The organism is Streptomyces capillispiralis, from assembly GCF_007829875.1.
Taxonomy (GTDB): domain Bacteria; phylum Actinomycetota; class Actinomycetes; order Streptomycetales; family Streptomycetaceae; genus Streptomyces; species Streptomyces capillispiralis.
The window spans coordinates 6,206,590-6,229,585 of the sequence record NZ_VIWV01000001.1 but is presented as its reverse complement, the minus strand read 5'-3'; the positions used below and the strand labels follow the sequence as shown (position 1 = coordinate 6,229,585).

20 protein-coding genes are annotated in these 22,996 nt (G+C 72.8%); 10 read left to right on the top strand and 10 right to left on the bottom strand.

The features are described 5' to 3' along the window. Window positions 1-102: 102 nt before the first annotated feature. The 10 genes from FHX78_RS27155 (at window position 103) to FHX78_RS27110 (ending at window position 11,396) form a co-directional block, all read left to right on the top strand. Complete coding sequence (locus tag FHX78_RS27155; RefSeq protein WP_145870031.1) at window positions 103-876, top strand: IclR family transcriptional regulator; 774 nt, start codon at window positions 103-105, stop codon at window positions 874-876. A gap of 3 nt (window positions 877-879) precedes the next feature. Further along, window positions 880-1,353, top strand: a complete 474-nt coding sequence (locus FHX78_RS27150; RefSeq protein WP_145870030.1) for a GNAT family N-acetyltransferase — start codon at window positions 880-882, stop codon at window positions 1,351-1,353. Between the two features lie 81 nt (window positions 1,354-1,434). Beyond that, window positions 1,435-2,448, top strand: coding sequence for a hypothetical protein (locus FHX78_RS27145; protein WP_145870029.1), 1,014 nt, complete (start codon window positions 1,435-1,437; stop codon window positions 2,446-2,448). Continuing rightward, window positions 2,445-3,695 (top strand): sensor histidine kinase, encoded by a 1,251-nt coding sequence (locus FHX78_RS27140; protein WP_145870028.1) that lies wholly within the window; start codon window positions 2,445-2,447, stop codon window positions 3,693-3,695. The genes FHX78_RS27145 and FHX78_RS27140 overlap by 4 nt, the downstream gene beginning before the upstream one ends. 31 nt (window positions 3,696-3,726) lie before the next feature. After that, the gene (locus FHX78_RS27135) at window positions 3,727-4,389 is read left to right on the top strand and encodes a response regulator transcription factor (protein ID WP_145870027.1); all 663 of its coding nucleotides are present in this window, start codon (window positions 3,727-3,729) and stop codon (window positions 4,387-4,389) included. A gap of 104 nt (window positions 4,390-4,493) precedes the next feature. Next, on the top strand, window positions 4,494-5,951 hold the full coding sequence (locus FHX78_RS27130; protein WP_145870026.1) for a peptidoglycan D,D-transpeptidase FtsI family protein: 1,458 nt from the start codon (window positions 4,494-4,496) through the stop codon (window positions 5,949-5,951). Between the two features lie 545 nt (window positions 5,952-6,496). Then, window positions 6,497-7,102, top strand: coding sequence for a SigE family RNA polymerase sigma factor (locus tag FHX78_RS27125; RefSeq protein ID WP_145870025.1), 606 nt, complete (start codon window positions 6,497-6,499; stop codon window positions 7,100-7,102). Further along, entirely contained in the window at window positions 7,099-7,959 is an 861-nt protein-coding gene (locus tag FHX78_RS27120; RefSeq protein ID WP_145870024.1) for a hypothetical protein, read from the top strand. The genes FHX78_RS27125 and FHX78_RS27120 overlap by 4 nt, the downstream gene beginning before the upstream one ends. An 84-nt stretch (window positions 7,960-8,043) precedes the next feature. Next, window positions 8,044-8,874 carry a pectate lyase gene (locus tag FHX78_RS27115; protein ID WP_145870023.1) on the top strand — a complete coding sequence of 277 codons (831 nt, stop codon included), beginning with the start codon at window positions 8,044-8,046 and terminating at the stop codon, window positions 8,872-8,874. A gap of 314 nt (window positions 8,875-9,188) precedes the next feature. Next, complete coding sequence (locus FHX78_RS27110; protein WP_145870022.1) at window positions 9,189-11,396, top strand: glycoside hydrolase family 43 protein; 2,208 nt, start codon at window positions 9,189-9,191, stop codon at window positions 11,394-11,396. 12 nt (window positions 11,397-11,408) lie between these two features. Here the strand turns inward: FHX78_RS27110 and FHX78_RS27105 are convergent, their stop codons facing one another. From FHX78_RS27105 to FHX78_RS27060, 10 genes are all read right to left on the bottom strand, one after another. Further along, window positions 11,409-12,530, bottom strand: coding sequence for a dienelactone hydrolase family protein (locus tag FHX78_RS27105; protein ID WP_229924074.1), 1,122 nt, complete (start codon window positions 12,528-12,530; stop codon window positions 11,409-11,411). A 31-nt stretch (window positions 12,531-12,561) separates the two neighbouring features. Further along, window positions 12,562-13,674 carry a pectinesterase family protein gene (locus FHX78_RS27100; RefSeq protein WP_145870020.1) on the bottom strand — a complete coding sequence of 371 codons (1,113 nt, stop codon included), beginning with the start codon at window positions 13,672-13,674 and terminating at the stop codon, window positions 12,562-12,564. A gap of 122 nt (window positions 13,675-13,796) precedes the next feature. Beyond that, entirely contained in the window at window positions 13,797-15,131 is a 1,335-nt protein-coding gene (locus FHX78_RS27095; RefSeq protein WP_145870019.1) for a pectate lyase family protein, read from the bottom strand. 29 nt (window positions 15,132-15,160) lie between these two features. Continuing rightward, complete coding sequence (locus FHX78_RS27090; RefSeq protein ID WP_145870018.1) at window positions 15,161-15,958, bottom strand: rhamnogalacturonan acetylesterase; 798 nt, start codon at window positions 15,956-15,958, stop codon at window positions 15,161-15,163. Window positions 15,959-16,071: 113 nt separating this feature from the next. Continuing rightward, on the bottom strand, window positions 16,072-17,433 hold the full coding sequence (locus FHX78_RS27085; RefSeq protein WP_145870017.1) for an ABC transporter substrate-binding protein: 1,362 nt from the start codon (window positions 17,431-17,433) through the stop codon (window positions 16,072-16,074). A gap of 72 nt (window positions 17,434-17,505) precedes the next feature. After that, window positions 17,506-19,071 (bottom strand): glycoside hydrolase family 43 protein, encoded by a 1,566-nt coding sequence (locus tag FHX78_RS27080; protein WP_145870016.1) that lies wholly within the window; start codon window positions 19,069-19,071, stop codon window positions 17,506-17,508. Beyond that, complete coding sequence (locus FHX78_RS27075) at window positions 19,068-19,913, bottom strand: DUF6807 domain-containing protein (RefSeq protein ID WP_145870015.1); 846 nt, start codon at window positions 19,911-19,913, stop codon at window positions 19,068-19,070. The genes FHX78_RS27080 and FHX78_RS27075 overlap by 4 nt, the downstream gene beginning before the upstream one ends. Next, window positions 19,910-21,091: a Gfo/Idh/MocA family protein gene (locus FHX78_RS27070; RefSeq protein ID WP_145870014.1), complete on the bottom strand. Its 1,182-nt coding sequence runs from the start codon at window positions 21,089-21,091 to the stop codon at window positions 19,910-19,912. Before FHX78_RS27070 ends, FHX78_RS27075 begins: the two co-directional genes overlap by 4 nt. Beyond that, complete coding sequence (locus tag FHX78_RS27065; protein WP_145870013.1) at window positions 21,088-21,984, bottom strand: carbohydrate ABC transporter permease; 897 nt, start codon at window positions 21,982-21,984, stop codon at window positions 21,088-21,090. Before FHX78_RS27065 ends, FHX78_RS27070 begins: the two co-directional genes overlap by 4 nt. After that, complete coding sequence (locus FHX78_RS27060) at window positions 21,981-22,916, bottom strand: carbohydrate ABC transporter permease (protein WP_145870012.1); 936 nt, start codon at window positions 22,914-22,916, stop codon at window positions 21,981-21,983. The genes FHX78_RS27065 and FHX78_RS27060 overlap by 4 nt, the downstream gene beginning before the upstream one ends. Window positions 22,917-22,996: the final 80 nt, after the last annotated feature.

Sequence of the window (22,996 nt, the reverse complement as noted above, 5' to 3'; positions counted from 1 at the left end):
TATGTGCGTCACCCACCAGGGGCGTTCGATATACTGAACGCCGTCTCTGTGGATGAATGTGCTACGGAGACTATTTCCCGGCGAACGAAGGGGTCAAGGGCGATGTCGGCTGGCGAGACGGGCGGCGGGGCACAGGTCAAGTCCGCGGTACGGACCGTTGAACTGCTCGAATACTTCGCCGGGCGCCCCGGCATGCACTCCCTGGCGGCGGTCCAGGAGGCCGTCGGCTACCCCAAGTCGAGCCTCTACATGCTGCTGCGCACCCTGGTGGACCTCGGCTGGGTGGAGACGGACGCGACGGGCACGCGGTACGGCATCGGCGTCCGGGCGCTGCTGGTCGGCACCTCCTACATCGACGGCGACGAGGTGGTCGCGGCGGCCCGCCCGACCCTGGACCGGCTCTCCGACGACACGACGGAGACCATCCACCTCGCCCGCCTCGACGGCACCAACGTGGTCTACCTGGCCACCCGCCAGTCGCAGCACTACCTGCGCCCGTTCACCCGGGTCGGCCGGCGGCTGCCCGCGCACTCGACGTCGCTCGGCAAGGCGCTGCTGAGCACCTACTCCGACGAGCAGGTGCGCAAGATGCTCCCGGAGACGCTGCCCGCGCTGACCGAGAACACCATCACCGACCGGGAGAAGCTCATCGAGGAGCTGCACCTGGTGCGCGAGCAGGGCTTCGCCGTGGACCGCGAGGAGAACACGCTGGGCCTGCGCTGCTTCGGCGTGGCGATCCCGTACCGCACCCCCGCGCGGGACGCGATCAGCTGCTCGGTTCCGGTGGCGCGGCTCACGCCCGCGCACGAGCAGCTGGTCAAGGACGCCCTGTTCGACGCGCGCGACCGGCTGACCCTGGCCACCCGTAGGCTCTGAGCCATGGACGTCTCCCTGCGGCCCGTGCACGACAGCGACCTCCCGGTCTTCTACCGGCAGCTCAACGACCCGGACGCGCTGCGCATGGCGGCCTTCACCCCCGAGGACCCGGCCGACCGGGACGCCTTCGACGCCCACTGGGCGCGCATCCGCACCTCGCCGGGGGTCGTGGTGCGCACGGTCCTGGGCGACGGCGACGTGGTGGGCCACGCCTCGGTGTACGGGGAGCCGGGCGAGCGCGAGGTGACGTACTGGATCGACCGCGCCCACTGGGGCAAGGGCGTCGCCACGGCAGCGCTGAGCGGACTGCTGGCGGAGGTGACCGAGCGCCCGCTGTACGCGCGCGCGGCGGCGGACAACGCCGGGTCGCTGCGGGTGCTGCGGCGGTGCGGTTTCGAGGTCCGGGCGCGGGCCACGGGGTACGCGCCCGCGCGGGGCGCGGAGATCGAGGAGTTCGTGCTCGTCCTGGAAGGCTGACCCGCTCCTCCCCCGCGCGGCGGAGGCGGATCGTCGCCGCGCAGGAGGTGCCGGCGGGCGCCCGCGCGGAAGGCTGGGGGCATGTCGCAGACACTCGCCCCGGCCGTCGCCACCGCCGGCCCCGCCCTTCCCCGTTCCCGCAGGCTGCTGCGCGCCGCCGCCGTCGTGGCCTGCCTGCCGTACCTCACGCTCAAGACCCTCTGGGTGGCCGGCAGCCGGGTCGGCATGCCGGAGGGCAGCCCGCTGCTGGACCACGGCACCGCGCTGGTCGTCGCGAACGTCGTCACGGTCGCGATGGACGGCGCCGTGATCGTGCTGGCGCTGCTGCTGACCCGGCCGTGGGGGCGCGCGGTGCCCGCGTGGCTGCTCGTGGCGCCGATGTGGATCGCGGCCGGGCTGCTGGCCCCGGTCATGGCCGGCTATCCGCTCCAGCTGCTGGTGCGCGCGTTCGGCGGGAGCGCCGCGGGCACCTCCGGCGGCGGGGGCGAACCCTTCCTGCACGACTGGGTGTTCGCCGTCGTCTACGGCGGCTTCATCCTCCAGGGCCTGGCGCTGGGCGCGCTGTTCTGTCTGTACGCCCGGGACCGCTGGGGTCATCTGTGGCGCGGCCGCCTGGCGGACCTGCCCGCCGGTCCGGCGGAGCGGGCGCAGCGGGCGGCGGCGGTGGCGGCCGCGGTGCTGGTGCTGTTCCCGCTGACCCTGCGGGCCCTGTGGGCCGGGGGTGGCACGACCGGGCTGAGCGCGGGCGTCGTCGCGGAGCGGGGCAGCGACTTCCACGTCCTGGAGTCCCTGTACGTCGTCTACCTCCTGGCCGCGGTCACCGGCGGGCTCCTGCTGGCCTTCCGCCGGGTCCCGGCGCTGCCGGTGCGGGTGCCGCTCGTCCTGGCCGGGATCGGCTCGGGGGCGGTGGCCTGCTGGGGCGGCTGGATGGCGGCCGCCGCCGTGGTCACGCAGGGGGATGCCGCACACCGCCCGACGGGGCTGATGCTCCTGGCCTACGCTGGCCAGATGACCGTCGGCCTGCTCGTCGCCCTCGTCGCCGCCCGTTTCCTCGCGGCACGGTCCGCCGGGGCCGTGCGGCACCCGGCGCCGTGAGGGCCTTCGCCCGGCCGCTGTTCGGCCGGCGGGCGCGGCTGCGCTGGATCCACCTGATCCTGGGCGGCGCGCTCGCCATGCCGTACGTCCTGGTCGGCGCGGTCGTCGTCGGTCCGGTGGCCGGCTCCTCCGACGTCTTCTCGTCGTTCCCGCTGCAACTGTCGTCGTTCGCCGTGGGGTTGCCGCTGGCCGCCGTCACCTCGCTGTTCCCGCTGACCCGGCCGCTGGAGAGCGCCGCCGTGCGCTGGCTGTGCGGGGTGCCGGCGGACCGGCTCGCCGACGGGCCCGCCCGCGGCCGGGCCGCCAAGGGCCGTACGGCGCTGTGGTTCACGCTGCACCTGGCGTTCGGCGGGATCCTCGCGGGGATGTCGCTGGCGGTGCCGCCGTTCGCGGTCGTGCTGCTCGTGATGCCGCTCGCCGGCGGGGTGTTCCACGAACGGCTCGGATTCCCCGAGGTGTTCGACCAGCCGTGGGCGATGGCGCTCGCGCCCCTCGCGGGCGTGGCGTCACTGCTGGCGCTGGCCTGCTGCGCGGCGGCGGCCGGGGCGCTGCTGGCCCGCTGGGCGCCCGCGCTGCTCGGTCCCACCCCCGAGGACCGGCTCGCCGCCGCCGAGGCGCGCGCCGCCGATCTCGCCGTGCGCAACCGCCTGGCGCGGGAGCTGCACGACTGCGTCGGGCACGCGCTGAGCGCGGTGACCCTTCAGGCGGGCGCGGCCCGCCGGGTCCTGGACGCCGACCCGGGGTTCGTCCGCGAGGCCCTCGCCGCGATCGAGGAGACCACCCGGCGCACGGTGGGCGAACTCGACGCCGTCCTCGGTCTGCTGCGGGACGGCGACGCGCCCGGTACGGCGCCGGCGCCCACGCTCGCCACCGACCTCGACGGTCTGCTGCACCGCACCCGGACGGCCGGGATGACGGTGACGGCCGCGGTCGGGGCACCGCTGGAGGCACTGCCGCCGGTGCTCTCCCGCGAGGCCTACCGCATCGTGCAGGAGGGACTGAGCAACGCGCTCAAGCACGCCGGTGAGGGGGCCGGGGTGAGCGTGCGCGTCGCGCTGGACGACGACGGCCTGGACCTCACCGTGGAGAACCCCCTTCCGCCCGCTCCCGCCACGCGTCCCGGCGGCGGCCACGGGCTGCCCGGCATCGAGTCCCGCGCCCGCGTCCTGGGCGGCACGGCCTCCGCGGGCCCGGCCGGGGACACCTGGCGCCTGCACGTACGCCTCCCGACCCGCGCGACGCCCTGATCCGGCCCGCCCCCCACCTGAAGGACGTTTCATGACCGGCCCCGCCCCGATCCGTGTCGTGCTCGCCGACGACGAGCGCATGGTGCGCACCGCCCTGCGGGCCATCCTGTCCGCGGAGGCGGATCTGGAGGTGGTCGGCGAGGCGGCCACGGGCGCGGAGGCGGTCGCCGTGGTGCGGAAGCTGCGGCCCGACGTCGTACTGATGGACGTCCGGATGCCGCAGATCGACGGCATCCGCGCGACCGAGCAGATCCTCGCCGGGCTGGACGCGCCGCCCCGGATCGTGGTCGTCACCACCTTCGAGAACGACTCCTACGTGTACGACGCCCTGCGGGTGGGGGCCGCCGGGTTCCTGCTGAAGCGGTCGGACGCCGACGCGCTCGTCGGGGCGGTGCGGATGGTGGCGCGCAGCGACACCCTGCTGTTCCCGGCGGCGGTCCGCGCGCTCGCCGCCGAGCACGCGCGCGCGTGCGCCGCGCCCGCGGCGTGGGTGGCGCGGCTGACCGGGCGCGAGAGCGAGGTGCTGCGGCTGATGGCGGCCGGGCTGACCAACGCGGAGATCGCCCGGCGGATGGAGGTCGGCGCCGCGACGGTGAAGACGCACGTGGCCTCGGTGCTGGCCAAGACGGGCGCCCGGGACCGCACGCAGGCCGTCATCGCGGCCTACGAGTCGGGCTTCCTGCGCGGCGCGTGAGCGGCGCCCCGCCCGCCACCCCCTGGGTCCGCTTCATGAACGCCCGATGAGAAACCGGGTCGGAAGGGAACATTCACCCCGTCCCGTTCGTCTGTCCGAACGCGATGAACAAGACGATCAGGCGTGCCTCGGTCTTCACGCTGCTGCTGGTGTTCGCCCTGCTGGTCAGGGCGACCTGGGTGCAGTTCCACGAGGGCCGGGCACTGGCGGACGACCAGCACAACCGGCGCAACGCGATCAGGACGTACGCGGAGCCGCTGGGCGACATCGTCGTGGCGGGTGAGTCGATCACCGGCTCGGCGCGGACGAAGGGGGGCGACCTCGCGTACAAGCGCACGTACGAGAACGGCCCGCTGTACGCGGCGGTGACGGGCTACGCCTCGCAGGCGTACGCGCCGACGCAGCTGGAGGGCATCTACGCGGACCTGCTCAACGGCACGGACCCGCGGCTGCGGACGGTCATGGACACCGTGACCGACGGGCGGGCGGACCCGGGCGACGTGGTGACCACCATCGACCCGGCGGTGCAGAAGGCGGCGTACGAGGCGCTCGGCGACAAGAAGGGCGCGGCCGTCGCGATCGACCCGGGGACGGGCCGGATCCTGGCGGCGGTGTCGACGCCGTCGTACGACCCGGCGTCGCTGACCGACGCCAACACCGCGGGCGAGGCATGGGAGCGGCTCACCGAGGACCCGGACAAGCCGCTCGTCAACCGGGCGCTGCGTCAGCCGCTGCCGCCGGGCTCGACGTTCAAGCTGGTGGTCGCGGCGGCCGCGCTGGAGGACGGGCTGTACGCGTCGGTGGACGAGCCGACCGACAGCCCCGACCCGTACACGCTGCCGGGCACCGTCACGGAGCTGACCAACGAGAACCCCGGCGCGCCCTGTGAGAACGCCTCGATCCGTGTCGGGCTTCAGTACTCCTGCAACAACGTCTTCGCGAAGCTGGCCGTTCAGCTGGGGCAGGACAAGGTGCGGGCGATGGCCGAGAGGTTCGGCTTCAACGACGAGACGCAGGACGTGCCGGTGCGCGCCTACACCAGCGTGTACCCGTCGGACATGGAGCCCTCGCAGACCGCGCTGACCGGGATCGGCCAGTTCGACGTGACGGCGACGCCGTTGCAGATCGCCATGGTGTCGGCGGCCCTGGCGAACGACGGCGAGATGGTGTCACCGCACATGGTCAGCCGCGTCACCGACAGCGGCGGCGATGTGCTGGAGGACTACGACGAGGAGGCCGGGACGGAGCGGATCGTCAGTTCCTCGACCGCCGCGCAGCTGCGGTCGGCGATGGAGACGGTCGTCGAGGAGGGCACGGGGTCGAACGCGCGGATCGACGGTGTCACCGTGGGCGGCAAGACGGGCACCGCGCAGCACGGCGAGAACAACAGCAGGACGCCGTACGCCTGGTTCACCTCCTACGGCACGTCCGGCTCCAGCGGTGAGCAGGTCGCCGTGGCGGTCCTGGTGGAGCAGTCCGACGCGGCCCGCTCGGAGGTCAGCGGCAACGGTCTGGCGGCCCCGGTCGCCAAGGCGGTGATGGAGGCGGCGCTCGAGGAGTGAACCTCCCCGGCCGCAGCGCCGTCTGTACGGACGGGCCCGCTCCCTCCCCCCGGGGGCGGGCCCGTCCGCGCGCGGTGACCGCCGTCCCGGGGTGAGGAATTCAGGCCAAGGATGGGGGCCGCCGGGAGGCACGCGGTGAGGCCGCCGCGTGCCTCCCGGCCGAGCGCGGCCGAGCGCCGCCGCGCCTTCGAGGACGTGGAGGAACCGGTCGGGGCTGTTCACCGCGGGTGGCCGGGTCACGGGCCGGCCGTCCGTCCTCCGCGCCCCGGACCGGGCAACTGCCCCTAGGCGCCCGGCCGGACAGTGCGCGGGTCCCAGGCCGGATCGTGCCCGTGGTGAACCTCCATCGGGCGGGGTCCGTGTTACGCATTCCCATGCCGACCGGCCAGACACCGTTCGACCCTCCGTACGAACCCGTGAATGATCACTGCTACGCTCCGGAACTCGCGCCGGTCGACTCCGGACATTCACATGTCATCTACATGACACACACCGTCATCGGTGCCCCGTCGGGCGCCCGACGCCGCTGCGAGGGGAGGTCGCCCGTGGGCACCGTCGTCGACGATGCCGCCTCCGTGGAGTTCCAGGCGTTCTTCGAGCGCCACTACGCCGAACTGGCCCGGCTGGCCCACCTGCTGACGGGTGAGCCGGACACCGCCGACGATCTGGCGGCGGACGCGCTGCTGGCCCTGTGGCACCGCTGGGACCGGGTGCGCGCCGCCGACCATCCGGCGGCGTACGCCCGGGGAGTGGTGGCCAACCTGGCCCGCACCCGGATCCGCAGCGCGGTGCGCGAGCGGCGGCGGATCGCGCTGTTCTGGTCGCCGCGCGAGGAGCGGACCGAGAACCCCGACGTGCCGGGCGTGGTGGACGTGCAGGAGGCGCTGCGCCGGCTGCCGTTCCGCAAACGGGCGTGCGTGGTGCTGCGGCACGCCTTCGACCTGTCGGAGAAGGACACCGCGCTGGCCCTCGGCATCTCGGTGGGTACGGTGAAGAGCCAGACCTCGAAGGGGATGACCGAACTGCAGCGGCTGCTGGGCACGCGGGAGGTGCCGCGCCGGGTGCACGCCGCGGTGGCGGCCACCGCCCGCGGGGACGAGGGCGCCGGCGTGCGCGCACGCGCCGACGAGGCCACGGGAAGGGACCGATGACGATGCGGCGGGACGTGCACGAGGAGTTGCGCGCCCGGCTGCACGACGCGGCCGGGGCGCACGAGCCCGACCGGGAGCGCATCCTGGCCCGGGTGGAGCGCGGCATGGCCGGCCCCTCCCGTCCGGATCACCGGGCCACCCGCCCGCCGGTGTTCGGCTGGGTGCGGGTGGCGAGCGCGACGGCGGCGGTGGCCGGGGTGCTGGCGGTGGGCGGTTACGCGGTGGCGTCCGCGGTGAAGGACGACGCGCCTCCCCCGCAGCGGCAGGTGGTCGTCTCACCGGCCCCCACGCCGTCCCCGGCGGCGACGAGCCGCGCGCCCGAGCCGCCGGCGAACCCCTCGCCCGACGCCCCGGACGAGCCCCGGGACAGCGCCACGCCGCCCGCCGGGACGCCGGGTCCGTCCGGCGGAGCCTCCCGGCCACCGGCCGGTGTGGCGGACGGGCCGCTGTGGTCGGACGGCTCGGTGGACCCGCACAGCAACGAGTTCTGGGCGCAGAGCAACGTCACGCTGAAGACGGACGTCCCCCTGACGTCGCTCACCGTGGAACTGCGGGTCGCGCAGACCGGCGGGGTGCGCTCCGCGGGCGCCTGGCGTTCGCTGCCCGAGGGGGACTTCGCGCTCACGGTCGAGGAGCGGGACGGCTTCCTCGTCTACACCTGGACGCTCGTGGAGGGCCGTACGGTCCCGGCGGGCGAGTGGATGTTCGCGGGGCAGTACGACCACGAGCGCGGCGGCCGGGACGCGGGGGACGACACCTACGCGGCGACGGCCGGCACCGGGTCCGGACGGCTCGCGGTGGGCGGGGATTTCGCGGCACAGGGCGACAAGGACGCGGCGGACGACGGGGAGTCGTGAAAAAAGATCGCCGACGCGGCAACCCTTCTCGCGGCGGCGGCGACCAGAAGACGCACAGACCCCCTCCACGCAAGGACATCGCGCATGACTGCACGACCCGAACAGCCCGTCTCCCACCGCCGCCGGACCACCAGGCGGCGGGCCGTGATCGCCGGGTTCTCCGCGCTCGGCATCACGGGGGCGGCGATCGTCACCACGACGATGCTGTCTCCCGCGGGCGCCGCCTCGACGTGGCCCTCGGACACCGGCAGCAAGCCGGTCTCGAAGACCGTCCCGGTCTCCGGCGTCTACGACGGCGGCATGAAGAAGTTCTACGGCACCGGCGCCCTGGGCGGCGACGGCCAGGACGAGGGCCAGGACCCGGTCTTCGAGCTGGCCGACGGCGCCACGCTGAAGAACGTGATCATCGGCACCCCGGCCGCGGACGGCGTGCACTGCAAGGGCAGCTGCACGCTGGAGAACGTGTGGTGGCTGGACGTCGGCGAGGACGCCGCCAGTTTCAAGGGCAAGTCCTCGTCGGCCCAGTACAAGGTGATCGGCGGCGGCGCGAAGAAGGCCGACGACAAGGTGCTGCAGTTCAACGGCGCCGGCACGCTGACCGTCAGCGGCTTCCGGGTCGAGGACTTCGGCAAGCTGGTGCGCTCCTGCGGCAACTGCAAGACGCAGTACAAGCGCACGATCGTGCTGAAGGACATCGACGTCGTCGCGCCCGGCAAGTCGCTGGTCGGCATCAACACCAACTACGGCGACACCGCCACGCTGTCGGGCATCCGCATCCAGGGCGACAGCAAGAAGAAGATCAAGACGTGCACCCGCTACCAGGGCAACAACACGGGCAAGGAGCCGAAGGACCTCGGCTCCGGTCCCGACGGCACGTACTGCAAGTTCTCGGCCTCGGACATCACCTACAAGTGATCCCGCCGAGCCCGTGACCGACCCCGGGCCGCCGCCTTCGACGTCCGGCGGCCCGGTCCCGGTACCGCCCGAGCCCCCCTCGGGCGGCCGGACCCCGGCTCTCCGGACCCCCATCCGGACGGCCGCCAGGACGCCCCCGCCGGCCACGCCCGGCGGGGGCGTCCCTCGTTGTCCGAGTCTCCGAACAGCGAAAACACCCGAAAACTTTCGGTGCCCCGGGTCCCGCCGGCATCGGTTGACGCCCCGCACCGCACTGGTGACACTCCGAGAACCCGTCAACCAACAGAATCCCTCAGACTGCGACAGGAAGTGTCATGCGCCGCCACACCGCACGCCGCGCGCTTCTCGTCCCCCTCCTCGCCCTCCTCCTCGCCCTGCTCGCCGCCCCGCCGGGCACCGCACACTCCGGAGCACCACCCGTGAAGCAGCCCCCGTACGCCGGTTACCTCTTCGCCTACTTCACCGGCGAGGGCACCGCCGACGGCGAGCAGATCCGCTACGCCCTCAGCCGCGGCAACGACGCCCTGCACTGGCGCGAACTGAACGGCGGCAAGCCGGTGCTGACCTCGACCACCGGTGAGAAGGGGCTGCGCGACCCGTTCGTGATCCGCTCGCCCGGCGGCGACCGGTTCTACATGATCGCCACCGATCTGCGGATGTACCGCAACAGCAGCGGCAGCTGGGACGAGGTCCAGCGGCACGGCAGCAGGTCGATCATGGTGTGGGAGTCCACCGACCTGGTCCACTGGACCGACCAGCGGCTGGTGCAGGTCTCCCCCGGCAACGCGGGCAACACCTGGGCGCCGGAGGCCTACTGGGACGACGAGCTCGACGCCTACGTCGTCTTCTGGGCGTCCAAGCTGTACGCCGACGACGACCCGGACCACACCGGCTCGACGTACAACCGGATGCTGTACGCGACCACGAAGGACTTCCGCACCTTCAGCGAGCCGAAGGTCTGGAACGACCCGGGCTACTCCGTCATCGACTCGACCGTCGTCGAGCACGAGGGCACGTACTACCGCTACACCAAGGACGAACGCGACCCGTCCTCCGGCTCCCCGTGCTCGAAGTTCATCACCGGCGAGAAGTCCACGTCGCTGACCGACACCTCGTACGACTTCGTCTCCGACTGCATCGGCAGCGGCGCGATGAGCCGGGGCGAGGGGCCGACGGTGTTCAAGTCGAACACCGAGGAGAAGTGGTACCTGTTCATCGACGAGTACGGCGGCCGGGGCTACCTCCCCTTCGAGACCACCGACCTCGCCTCGGGCCGGTGGACCCCGTCCACCGGCTACCAGCTGCCGGCGAGCCCGCGGCACGGCACCGTCATCCCGGTGACGCGGGCGGAGTACGACCGGCTGCTGGCCGCGTACCCGGAGAGCCCCGCGTCGGTCGTGGACGCCACGGCCCCCGGCCAGAAGGGGTACGCCGTCGTCAGCGAGGAGACCGGCAAGGTCGTCCTGCCGATGGAGCCGGACGCCGACCTGCGGCACCTCGCGCCCAGGCTGTGGGTGGGCGAGGGCGCGACGGTCAGCCCGCGGCCCGGTGTCCGCCGCGACTTCCGCGCGCCGCGGACGTACACGGTGACGGCCGCCGACGGCACCCGGCGCACCTGGACCGTCGAGGCGGTGCCCACCCGCAGCCCCGTCCTGCCCGGCCTGTACGCGGACCCCGACGTGCGGTACCTGGACGGCCGGTACTGGATCTACCCGACCACGGACGGCTTCCCCGGCTGGGGCGGCACCCGGTTCAAGGCGTTCTCGTCGAAGGACCTGGTCCACTGGACGGATCACGGGGTGATCCTGGACCTCGGGCCGGACGTGTCCTGGGCCGACAGGAACGCCTGGGCGCCCGCGATCGCGGAACGCGACGGGACGTACTACTTCTACTTCTGCGCCGAGCAGCAGATCGGCGTCGCGGTGGCCGACTCCCCGGCCGGCCCGTTCACGGACGCGCTCGGCAAGCCGCTGATCGGGAAGACGCAGTTCAGCGGCCAGATGATCGACCCGGCCGTGTTCACCGACGACGACGGGCAGTCGTACCTGTACTGGGGCAACGGGCACGGCTATGTGGTCCCGCTGAACGACGACATGGTGTCCTTCGACGCCTCCCGGGTGAAGGACATCACCCCGGGCGACTTCCGCGAGGGCTCCTTCGTGGTGAAGCGCGACGGCACCTACTACTTCATGTGGTCCGAGGACGACACCCGCAGCGAGGACTACCACGTCGCCTACGCGACCGGGCCGTCCCCGCTCGGCCCCTGGACCGAGCGGGGCACGATCCTGTCCAAGCGCCCCGAGTACGGCATCCTCGGCACCGGCCACCACTCCGTGGTCAACACCCCCGGCACCGACGACTGGTACATCGTCTACCACCGGTTCGCGCTGAACGGCCCCGGGAGGTCCGGCGGGGACGGCACGCACCGGGAGACCACCGTCGACCGCCTGGAGTTCGCGGCCGACGGCGGCATCGAGCCGGTGGTGCCGACCCTGGAGTCGGTCCGGCCGGTGCGGCGCTGAACCGCGCCCGGCTCACAGCACGGCGTCGAGCCAGCCGTACACCTCGTCCTGCATCACGGCGTTGAAGACGTGGCCGTACTCCGGCCACGTCCTCAGCCGCAGCCGCTCCCCGGCGCCGCGCGAGCGCCAGACGGCGCGCAGCTTCTCGTGGGCCACCCGCACCCCGTCGGCGGTGAACAGGGTGTCCTGCCCGCCGTGGAGGAACAGCATCGGCCGGGGCGCGGCGATGCTCGCCACGTCGGGGATGTCGAGGTGCCGGGAGAGCCCCGGGTGGAGCATGTGGAACGCCGACTGCCCGCGCAGCGTGTTGTTGCCGGGGACCATCATCTCCTTCAGGCCCGTCATCCAGCACACGCTCGCCGCCGCCGCGATGTCGTCGCTGAGGGCGGCGGCCTGCCAGGCGCGGTAGCCGCCCATGGAGAACCCGACGGCGGCGACGCGGCGTGCGTCCACCCGGTCCAGGCCGGCCAGGAAGGCCGCGGCCCGCTGGTCCTCGCGCGCCATCAGCCCGGCGGGCGAGGACCCCAGGTGGTAGAGGTTGCTCGCCAGCGCCTGCTGCTGCTCGTAGACGAGGGGGCCGCGGTCGCCCCAGCCGAGCGCGTCCAGGCACAGCACCACATGGCCGCGCCGGGCGAGTTCGTCGCCGACGAACCGTCCGTCGAAGTACCGGTCCGCCCAGCCCCGCGCGGAGGCGAGCCGGGTGTCGTCGTCCCAGGGCCGGACCAGTTTCTCCTTGCCGATGTCGAACCTGGATCCGTGGTCGTGCAGCAGGAGCACCGCGGGGAAGGGCCCCGGGCCGTCCGGGGTGAGCAGGGAGCCGCGCACCCTCTCGTACCGGGTGAGGGAGACGGTCACCGACTCCCGCGTGTAGCCGTCGCCCCGGCCGCCCGCCGTGAACTCGGGCGCGTACGGGGTGTCCTCCTGCCGGTCGGTCAGCAGTAGTTCCTCGACCTTGGCGCGGGCCGCCCGCCGCCATGCGCGGAAGTCCCGCACGGGTGAGGTGCCCCAGGCGAGCGGGAACCGCAGGTCGTCCTTGAGGGCGGGGTGGAAGCCCGGCAGGTTGCCGCCGACGGGTTCGGCCGCCCGCGCGCTCCCGCCGCCCGCGGCGAGGGCAGCGGCGGTGGCCCCGGTCACGAACGCCCGCCGTCCGGGGCGCGCCGCGCCGCTACGCACCGGGCCGCCAGTCGCCGAGGTAGGCCCGCGGGGTGTGGGAGGCGGCCTCGGCGCGGGTGAGCTGGGGCCGGTTCCCGGGGACGGTGATCACGGCGCCTGGGCCGGTGTTGCGGTACTCGGCGAAGCGCTGGTCCTGCCAGGGGTGGGCGTCCCGCATGTTCGCGTAGGGCGCGACCGCGTCGATGCCCGCGCCGAGGTGGGTCTCGCGCACGGTGAGCATGGGGCGGGCGGTGGTGTCGGAGCTGGGCACCCAGGGGCGGGCCAGCTTGTAGTAGCCGTCGGGGGCCTCGCTGGAGATCCTGCTCCGGGTGACCAGGTAGCCGCGCGGGTTGGCCCCGGCGGTGGACGGCGCGAAGACGAAGCCGTACGGCGCGGCCGTGAGGTCGGGGCGGACCAGGGTGCGGAAGTGGCAGTGCGTGAAGACGGCGGTGGCCCGGCCGAAGACGAAGTCGACGTCGCCCTCGACGTAGCAGTGGGAGAAGTACTGGCGGGCGAAGGCGTCCAGGGAGAGCGAGTCGGCGTACAGGGTGTCCTGGTGGCCGAGGAACCGGCAGTGGGTGAAGGCGCTGCGGTCGCCCTGCACCTTGAGGGCGACGGCCTGGGTGCCGCTGGTGCCGGGGAGGTCGGTGCGCAGCCAGTCGTTGGCGAAGGTGATCCAGCGGGCGGTGAAGCCGTCGGGGCGCAGGGTGGTGGTGGCCGAGCCGGAGGTGCCGTGGGTGCCGGAGCCGTCGGGCTTGGGGGTGCCGGCCGCGTTGTCGTAGACGATCACCACGTCGCGGGGGTCCTCGGAGGCGCCGATCCAGGTCATGCCGGTGCGGTCGGCGTCGACCGAGACGGTCTCGCGGTAGGTGCCCGGGGCGATGACGAGGGTGCGTCCGGTGCCGGTGGCGGCGGTCACGGCGGCCTGGACGGAGGGGAAGTCACCGGCGCCGCCGGGGTGGACGTAGACGGTGCGGGGGGTGAGGCGGGCGGACGGTGAGCCGTACCGGCCGAACGGGCCGCGGGGCCGGTGGCCCGCCCGGGCGGGGGCGGCGGACAGGGCGAGCGCGGTGCCGGCCGTGGCGCCGGCGAGCAGGAAGGTCCTTCTGGACGGGGACGGTGCCATACGGGTGCTCCTTGACGACGGATACGGCCCGGGGCGGTCCGCACCCCGGGGTGGGGGTGGGTGCGGACCGCCCCGGCCGGTGTTCGGGGAGTGCCGGCGGACGCGGACGCCGCTCGGCGGCGTCAGCGGACGCGGCCGGCGCCCGCGCCGTGCGCGACCAGGGCCGGGACCGCCCGGGCCGGGTGGACCGCGGTGCGCAGGGTGGGGGTCCAGCCGGCGCCGGAGCGGAGGGTCTCGGCCGGGATCTCCGCGTTGTGCACGGCGATGAGGTCGACGGAGCGGCCGTTGACCCGGTTGTGCGCGGCGGTGAGCGGCGAGTCGTTCCACCGCTTGAGGACCTTCGCGGGGCTGACTCCCTCGGGGAGGGTGAAGGCGTTGTGCTCGGCGACGAGCTGGGACTCCTTGCCGATGCCGAAGCTGTAGGAGTAGCCGGCGTCCGCCACGAAGTGGTTGTTGTAGACGTCGACCTGTCCGAAGCGGACGCGCGGCGCGCGCTCGACCAGGTGCGAGAACAGGTTGTGGTGGAAGGTCGCCTTGAGCTTGCCCCGGTCGCCGACGGCGGTGGACTCGCCGTCGCTGTTGCCGATCAGGATCGTCTTGTCGTGCTCGGTGAAGACGTTCCAGGAGGCGGTGACGTAGTTCGCGCCGCGGACGATGTCCAGTTCGCCGTCGTGCTGCTGGTACAGCATGCCGAAGTGGGTGGGGGCCTCGCTGTCGGGGTGCTCGCCGTCGGTGAAGGTGTTGTGGTCCAGCCAGACGTGCGTGGAGCCGTACACCACGGCGGTGTCGTACTCGGAGTTCCAGTTGCCCTTGCTGCCGTCGGTCGGGTCCCACTGCGGGAAGCAGTCGACCGGGCTCTGCAGGGTGAGGTTGCGGACGATGACGTTGTCCACGCCGCGGATCTGGAGGCTGGCGCCCTTGAGGCCGGCGTCGCGTCCCACGCCGATGATGGTGGTGTTGGCGGGGACGTCCGCCTTGATGGCGGTGTCCTGCCGGGCGGCGGAGGCCCTGCGCAGGCCCTCCGGGCTGTCGTCGGGCTCGGCGCTCAGGTCCCGCTCCAGGCCCCAGGTCTGCGGCGCGTACTTCTCCAGGTAGGCGTCGAAGTCGTAGCCGGGCGCGGCGAAGGCCTCGCAGCCCTCGGAGACCGCGTCGATGGTCCCCTTCACCTTGATGATCTTCGGTGCGCTGCCTCCGCGGGCCAGCGCGGCCTTGAACCCGGCCCAGGTGGTCACGGTGTACACGTGCTCGGCGCCGGCGTGCGCGCCGCCCGTGGTGCCGGTGCCGTGGGAGGCCCAGCCGTCACCGGCGGTCAGCGTCTGCCGGGCGGGATCGTGGTGGTGGTGCGACGGGGAGTGCGCCTGGGCGCCGGTGCCGGTCAGGGCCAGCACGAGGGCGGTGCAGCCGGCCAGCGAGGCGGCTCTCGCCCTGGCATGCCCATGCCATTTCGATCGGTTCATGGTGCGGCTCTCCTTCGTGGTCGGGGGTGTTACGCGGCGGCCTCCGGCCAGGTGATCCACGACTCGGGGATCTCCTCCTCCAGCCGCCGCACGTCGCGCGGGGCGAGCACCCGGGTGCGCAGCAGCTCCCGGGCGACCAGCCGCGCCACGGCGATCGCGCCCGGCGGGTTGAAGTGCGTGTTGTCCTGCTCGGTCGCCGTCCAGTTGAAGTACGTCTTGGTCCCCTCGGCCCCGAGCCGCTGCCACAGCGCCAGCGACAGGGCCTGGACGTCGAGCAGCGCGACCTGCTCCTCCTGCGCCAGCGCCCGCATCGCGGCCGGATACTCGCCGTGGCTCGGCACGGCACGGCCCTCCGCGTCGAACCTCCGCCGCTCCACGGCCGTGGCCAGCACGGGCCGCGCCCCACGGGCCCGGGCGCCGTCGACGTACCGGCGCAGGTACTCCTGGTACGTCGACCAGGGCTCGGTGTGGCGGGTGGGGTCGGCGGTCTTCTCGTCGTTGTGCGCGAACTGCACGAGGAGGAGGTCACCGGGCCGGACGACGGAGAGGATCGCCTCCAGCCGCCCCTCGTCGGCGAAGCTCTTGGAACTGCGCCCGTTGACGGCGTGGTTGGCGACCGTGAGATGCCGGTGCAGCAGGAAGGGCAGCGCCATGCCCCACCCGGTCTCGGGCGCGGCGTCGGCGTACTTCTGCGCGGCGGTGGAATCACCGGCGATGTAGAGGGTGCGGTGACGGTGGCCGCCGGCATGGGCGGTACCGGTCGCGGCGAGCGCCGCGGGAAGGGAAGCGACAGCGGCGGCGGTGACCTGTCTTCGGCTGAGCGACACGCCGGTGGCCCTTTCTCCTGGGGGAACGGACGGATGCCCGGGGGTTCGGTGCTGTGCCGGGGACGGCCCGCGGCCCGGGAACCACGGGCCGCCCCACGGCGGAGCCGTACCGGTCAGCCCAGCTGCTCCTGCCACTCCGTCTGGGCCTCGTTCAGCTGCTCGGCCATCGTGTCCAGGAACTCCTTGGCGCTCATGTCGCCCAGCAGCACCTTCTGGAAGTTCGGCTCGTTGTCCGCCTTGGAGATCGTGTTCCAGTCCGGCAGGTAGTACGGCAGCTGCACGATGCTGGTGGAGCCGTCGCTCAGCGCCTCGGCCGCCAGCTTCGTCGGCTCGGCCTCGGCGATCCAGTCGGCCTTCGCGGCGTCCAGGTGCGCGGGCACTTGTCCGGCCGACTCGTTGAACTTCGAGCTGGACGCGGCCGACGTGGCGAACTCGATGAACTTCCAGGCGGCCTCCTTGTTCTTCGAGCTCTTGAACAGGCCGACGCCGTCGACCGGGTTGGAGACCTGGACGCGCTTCCCGCCGGGCCCGGTGGGCTGCGGGATGCCCCGGAACTTGTCGCCGCCGAGCGCCTTCACGTGGTCCTGGTAGGAGCCCAGGTTGTGGTTGAGCATGCCGATCTGGCCGGAGTCCCACTGCGCGACCATCTTGGTGAAGTCGTTGTTCAGGTCGGCGGCGGGCGTGGCCTTCTTGAACAGGGCCGCGTACTTCTCCAGCGCCTCGACGTTCTTGGGGTCGTTGACCGTGGTCTTCTTGCCGGTCGAGTCCCAGAACGAGGTGATGCCCGACTGGCCGTACATCGCGTCCAGGGCCTGGGCGATGGAGCCGGCGCCACCGCGGATGGTGTAGCCGAACTCGTTCTTGCCCTTGTCCGTCAGCTTCTCCGCGGCCTCGTAGAAGCGGTCCCAGGTGGTCGGCTCCTCGAGGCCCGCCTTCTCGAACAGGTCGGTGCGGTAGTAGAGGACGCCGTTGTTGGCCGAGGTCGGGATCGAGTACAGCTTGTCGTCGCCGCCGCCGGCGGCCCGCAGCGACTCGATCATGTCCTTGTTGAGCTTGCCGTTCAGGGAGGACTTGGCCAGGCGGAAGTCCAGCGATTCCAGCGCGCCCTGGGCGGCGAAGCCCGCGAGCATGGACGCGCTGATGCCGCCGACGTCCGGCAGTCCGCCGCCCTGGATGGCGGTGTCGACCTTGGACTGGTACTCGGTGGAGGCGATGCCGACGTACTGGACGTCGATGTCGGGGTTCGCCTTCTCGAAGTCGGCGATGACCTCCTTCCAGATGTCGGTACGGACACCGCCGTTGTTGTCCCAGAAGATGATCTTGCCGGTGCCGCTGCCCTCGGCGCCGTCGTCGCCGCCCGCGCCGCTGCCGTCGTCGCCGCAGGCGGTGGCGGTCAGGGCGAGCACGGCCCCCAGGGCGACGGCGGCCGACGTCCGGCGCCTGCCTGTGCTGCTTCTGCGAATGCTGATCTTCATTGGTCGGCTCTCTTCTTCCGGATGCAACGGACTGTGCGGTTGTGGGGCTCTGTCACGGCCGTCCGGCGACGGTCAGCCGTGCGCCGGGGCGCTGATCCTGAACTGGGTGAACGTGGCGGCACCGGCGTGTCCCTGACCGGTGGGCGCCAGGGCGACCAGGCCGAGCAGCGCCCCGACCCAGCGCCACGGCGTGGCGGCGAAGACCTGACCGGTGGGGCGGAAGCCGTCGCCGGTGTCGTAGGAGAAGCGGCAGCGCGCACCGGCGCCGATGTCGATGCGCAGCCGGGCCCGGCCCTCGGGGGCGGGCCGCGCGTGATCGGCGTCCCGTTCCCCCTCGGCGACGGTCTCGGCGAACCGGTGCACCAGGTGCACCGCGCCGTCCGCGCCCCGCTGGAGCCCGATCCAGCGGTACGCGTCCCCGAGCACCGCGAGCCCGGCGCGCGCCCCGGGTTCCTCGCTGTCGAGCCGCAGTTCCACCTCGACGGTGCAGGGCGTGCCGGGCAGCCGCTGGGTGAGCACGTTCGGCAGCCGGCGCAGGTCGTCCGCGTCGGCGGAGCGCACACAGGTCAGCCGCAGCCCGTCGGCGGAGTGCTGGGTGGCCCAGCCCTCCCGCGGGTTGGCCGTCCACTGCCACTGCCGGCCGTGGCGTCCGCCGGGGAAGTCGTCGTCGGTGGCGGGCGCGGCGGGCGGCTGCGCGGGCAGGTCGGGGCGGCGGTGGACGGTCACGGGGGCGCCGTCGGCCCCGAGCACCGGCCAGCCTCCCCCGTCCCCGGCTTCGCTCGGCCGGGAGGTGCCCCCACCGCTCCAGCCCATCGGCTGGAGGTGGACCACCCTGCCGTACGCCCCGCGCTGCTGGAAGTGCAGGAACCAGTCCTCACCGGACGGGGTGCGCACCCAGGCGCCCTGGTGGGGGCCGTTGACGTCGGTGTCCTTCTGTTCGAGGACGACCCTCTCCTCGTACGGTCCGAAGAACGCGCGGGAGCGGAAGGCGCCCTGCCAGCCGGTCTCCACGCCCCCGGCGGGGGCGAGGATCCAGAACCAGCCGTCGTGCCGGTAGAGCTTGGGGCCCTCCAGGGTGAACCAGCCCGGGATGCGGTCGGCGTCGACGATCACCTTGCCCTCGTCGAGGAGTTCGGTGCCGTGCGGGTGCATCCGGTGGCCGGTGAGGCGGTTCTTGACGCCGCTGCGGGACTTGGCCCAGGCGTGCACGAGATACGCCTCGCCGGTCTCCTCGTCCCACAGCGGGCACGGGTCGATCAGGCCCTTGCCGGCCTTCACCAGCAGCGGCCGTGTCCAGGGCCCGCGGATCTCGGGGGCGTTGACCTGGAAGATGCCCTGGTCGGGGTCGCCCCAGAAGATCCAGAACCGGTCGTCGTGGTGGCGCAGGGACGGGGCCCAGACGCCGCAGTCGTGGCGGGGCACGGCGAACTCGGCCTCGGGTTCGAGGCGGTCCAGGGCGTGCCCGACGAGGGTCCAGTTGACGAGGTCGCGGGAGTGCAGCAGGGGCAGTCCGGGGACCCGGCCGAAGCTGGAGGCGGTCAGGTAGAAGTCGTCGCCCACACGGATGACGTCGGGGTCGGACCAGTCGGCGTTCAGGACCGGATTGCGGTAGGTGGACTCCGTCCGCCCGGCGGTCACGCGCTCACCGCCTTGCGGACCAGGGCGGCGGCCTCGTCCCGGCCGAGGCGGCCGTCGGCGACGACGGTGACGACGCGGCGGACCACGGTCTCGCCCGGCGGCACCGGCAGCCGCGCCCCGTGGGCCAGGGAGGAGCCGACGCCCGGGTACTCGGCGGTGCGCACGAACCAGGGGTCGCGCCGGGTCGGTGCGGTGACCCCGGCGAAGACCAGGGTCCAGGTGGATCCGGCGAGCGCCAGCCAGTCGGCGGGGCGGCCGTGGACCGCGCCCTCCCCCTCGGCGTCGGCGGTGAAGACGTCCGGGGCCGTGTCCTCCTTGCGGGCCCGCCAGAAGAAGCCGCCGTAGGCCGCGCCGGGGCGGCCGTTGGTGGCCGGGCTGCCCAGGGAGAGCGGGGCGGAGGTGATGTTGGTAAGGGAGAAGGTGAGGTCCAGCGCCCAGGCGGTGCCGGTGAGTTCGGTGGCCGCCACCGTGCGGCGCTCGCGCAGCAGTTCGCCGGGCGCGGCCACCCAGCGCAGCTCCTCCACGAACCCGTCGGGGTCGCGCAGTTGGTAGGCGGTGTGCCGCTGGGAGCCGTGGTTGTCCAGCTCGGTGGGGCCCCGGTCGCGGACGTAGGTGCGTCCGCCCCAGAAGTTGAACCCCTCGACGTCGGGAACGGCGACACCGACGCCGAGGTGGTGTGCGTGGTCGGCGGGGCTCAGCTCGGTGACCGCCGTGCCGGCCAGGGTGGTGACGGGGTGCAGGTACGGCCGCGGGGAGAGCCGGGCCGGCAGTTCGGGCCGGGTGACGTACCGGCCGACGGGCCGGCCCGCGACGCGCAGGACCACGGAGTCGTTGCCGGTCATCGGGTGCTCACCTCTTTCGGCAGGTGGTGCGCGGGCGGCGCCCAGGGGGCGCCCAGCTCGGAGTAGAGGGACAGGGTGTCGGCGGCGGCCGCGACGAGGCCGTCGATGCCGGGCACGACCCGGCGGTTCTCACCGGGGACGCGGTGCCAGGCGCCGTCCGGCAGCGGGGCCGGGTCGGGGGCCTGCCGGATCGCCTCGACCACCTTCATGAAGGCGCCGGTCCCGTCCGGCGTGACCAGGAGGGGGGTGCCGTCGGTGAGGTGGGCGACGAGGTTCGCCAGCAGGTCGGTGCGCTCGAACCGCGTCTCCTCGGGGCCGTGCTCGGTGCGCTGGAGCAGCACGCGGTCCTGCTTGTACCAGAAGGTGATCCGGCCCCGGGTGCCGTGCACCACGACGTACGGCTCGTCGGCCCGCTCGGCGCACAGCGTCACGGCGACGGTCACCGGCCCGCCCCGCGCGGTGGTGACCCGTACGCAGGAGGTGTCGTCGGACTCGATGTCGTTGGCGCGCAGCAGTTCGGTCTCGATGCGGGTGACGTCCTCGGCGCGGGTGCTGCCGGCGAGCGCGAGGGCGGTGGCGACGGCGTGGGCGAGCGGGTTGGTCAGCACCCCGTCGATCACGTCGACGCCGTTCAGGCGCCGCCGGCCCGCCCAGGGCGCCCGCCGGAAGTACGTCTCGGGCCGCACCCAGGCGCCGGCCCCGCCGATCCCCCGCACCTCGCCGACGGCGCCCTCGGCGATCAGGTCCCGGATCGCGGGCACGGCGTGCGAGCCCAGCGACTGGAAGCCGATCTGGCAGGCGACACCGGCGGCGGCCACCCCGTCGGCCATCCGGCGGAACTCGGCGTACGAGGGCGCGGGCGGCTTCTCCAGCAGCAGGTGCACGCCCCGCCCGGCGGCCGTGAGGGCCAGGTCGGTGTGGGTGGGGATGGGGGTGCAGACCACCGCGATCCGGGCGCCGGTGGAGTCCAGCAGCGCGCCGAAGTCGGAGGACTGCTCGGGGAGTTCCCCGCCGAACTCGTCCTCGGTGAGCGGGGTGAGTTCGCAGATCCCCACCAGCCGTACGACGCCGAGGTCCTGGAGTCTGCGGATGTTCGCCACGTGCCAGCGGCCGTGGCCGCGGGCGCCGGCGAGGACGACGGGGACGGGGGCGCCGGGCGCGGTCCGGGGTTCCGTCATCCCTTCACCGCCCCCGCGCTGAAGCCGGTGATCAGCCACTTCTGGATGAAGGCGAAGACGATCACGACGGGGACGGCCGCGATGATGCCGCCCGCCGCGAGCGCGCCGAGGTCGACGCTGTCCGCGCTCATCAGGGTGTTGAGGCCGACCGGGATGGTCTGCTTCTCCTGGTTGTTGAGGAACATCAGGGCGAACAGGAAGTGGTTCCAGGAGTGGACGAAGGCGAAGGAGCCGACGGCGATCAGACCGGGCCGCAGCAGCGGCAGGACGACGATCCTGAAGGACGTCATCCGGTTGCAGCCGTCGACCCAGGCGGCCTCCTCCAGGGAGTACGGCACGTTCTTGATGAAGTTGCTGATCAGGATCATCGACAGCGGCAGCTGGAACACCGTCTCGGCGATGATGACGCTGCCGAGGGAGTTGATCATCTGCAGTTCGGCGAAGATCTCGAACAGCGGGACCAGCAGCAGCGCGCCGGGCACGAACTGGGAGCAGAGCAGGCCCAGCATGAACGCCCGCTTGATCTTGAAGTCGAACCGGGCGAGGGCGTAGCCGCCGGCCAGCGCGACCAGGGTGGTCGTGATCAGCGTGGCGACGCCGACCAGGACGCTGTTGTAGAAGAAGGTGCCGAAGCTGCGGTCCGTCCACACCTTCTCGAAGTGGACGAAGGTCATCGGCCAGGGCACCAGCGAGGTCGAGCCGGCCGGGCGCAGCGCGAAGAGCAGGATCCAGTAGAAGGGGATGAGGGTGAAGACCAGGTAGATGCCGAGGGGCAGGTAGATCTGCCAGCGGGGCGCCTCGTCCCAGGCCCGGCGGCGCTTGGCCGGGCGGGGCGGTTCGGGGGCGGTGGGCGCGGGGGCGGGGGCGGCCTGTGCGGCCTCTTTGGTGATCACTTGCTTTCGCCTCCGAACTTGCTCAGCCGCAGGTAGACCATCGAGCAGAAGAGCAGGATCACGAACGCGACCGTGGTCAGGGCCGACGCGTAGCCGAAGTTGTGGGCGTCGACCGAGGTGTTGGCGATGTAGAGCGGCAGCGTCGTGGTCTCGCCCGCGGGTCCGCCGCCGGTCAGCGTGTAGAGCAGGTCGACGTTGTTGAACTCCCACACCGCGCGCAGCAGCGTGGACAGGATGATGGCGTCCTTCAGGTGCGGCAGCGTGATGTGCCAGAACTGCTTGATGCGGCTGGCCCCGTCGACCTCGGCGGCCTCGTAGAGGTCCTTCGAGACGGACTGGAGGTCGGCGAGGATGAGGATCGCGAAGAAGGGCACGCCGCGCCACAGGTCGGCGACGACCACCGCCGGGAAGACCGTGGAGGTGTCCGACAGCCAGCTGACGCCGTAGTCGCCGATGCCCATGTCCGCGAGGTAACGGGTGATGCCGGTCTGGGAGTTGTAGAGCAGCACCCAGATCGCGGAGGTCAGGACGCCGGAGACGGCCCACGGTGAGAAGACCAGGGCGCGGCCCAGGGCCCGCCCGGCGAAGGTCTGGTTGACGATGAGGGCGAGCGCCAGGCCGAACAGCAGTTGCAGGCCGACCTCGACGAACACCCACTTGGCGCTGAAGACCAGTGTGTCCCAGAACAGCGGGTCGTCGGTGAAGATGCGGGTGAAGTTGTCGAAGCCCGCGTAGCCGTTCCGCCACGGCTTGGTGGGGTTGTAGTTCTGCAGGCTGTAGTAGAAGACGCTGATGACCGGGTACGCGATGAAACCCAGCATGAGCAGGGCGGCCGGCGCGATCAGCAGGTAGGGGAGCCTGCGGGGCGTGGCGGAGGCACGGCGCCGCCGGGGTGGCCTGGGCGGTTTCGCCACGGCTGCGGCATGGGCCATGACTGTTCTCCGTTTCTCGGTACGTCGTGCTGTGTGGTGCGTGAGCGGGGGGAAGCGCTTTCTGCGTGGGTGTGCGGAAG